Origin of the sequence: Labrenzia sp. OB1, from assembly GCF_001624695.1 — a bacterium.
In the GTDB taxonomy this organism is placed as follows: Bacteria; Pseudomonadota; Alphaproteobacteria; order Rhizobiales; family Stappiaceae; genus Roseibium.
In genome coordinates this window covers 1-626 of the sequence record NZ_JSEP01000099.1, presented here as the reverse complement: position 1 = coordinate 626, position 626 = coordinate 1, and the positions used below count along the sequence as shown (strand labels likewise).

General features: G+C 55.0%; 2 protein-coding genes. One reads left to right on the top strand and one right to left on the bottom strand.

Going from position 1 to position 626, the window contains the following annotated elements:
- A partial coding sequence (locus OA90_RS27900) for a transposase (protein ID WP_199823654.1) occupies window positions 1-276 on the top strand: 276 nt, incomplete at its 5' end.
- A gap of 70 nt (window positions 277-346) precedes the next feature.
- Here OA90_RS27900 and OA90_RS28430 read toward each other — a convergent pair.
- On the bottom strand, window positions 347-626 hold a 280-nt coding region (locus OA90_RS28430), incomplete at its 5' end, for a DDE-type integrase/transposase/recombinase (protein WP_156510741.1).

The window sequence follows — 626 nt, the reverse complement described above, 5'->3', positions numbered from 1 at the left end:
CATGGCGTGGTCATCCTTGATCAGGCCGGATGGCACACGTCAAACAAGCTCGCCATCCCGGACAACATCACACTCTTGCCTTTGCCACCCCGATCTCCCGAACTCAATCCTGTCGAAAACCTATGGCAGTACATGCGAGAAAACTGGCTCTCAAACCGGGTCTTCAAGGACTACGACCAGATCGTCGACCTGTGCTGCCGGGCCTGGAACACGCTCATCGATCAGCCATGGAAAATCATGTCAATCGGAATGCGTGACTGGGCGCATCGGTCCTGAATTTTGTCGTTTGGTATTACTCATGCTGACGAAAATTGCGACACGCCCAGGCAGCGCGGCCCCTGCTTTTTCAAGCGGTCATTTCTGCTGTGTAGTCGGACCACAGGCAGAAGGCATCTGCCCTGGCGTGTCGCCAGGAGCGGGCTGAGAGTTTGTATCGGCGGGGACGAAAGATGGTGTTTATCTGATCGTGGGCTGACAGGAAACGCTGTGCTTGGCGGGGCGATTTGAACCGCCCCATGATCTTCTCTCGCTTCCTGGTCTGGCGGTGTGCGTTTTCAATTCTGTTATTCAGGCCCTTGTGGGCTCGATGATCAGCATCCGGGGCCAGATTTTGTATCGGCTTTTTT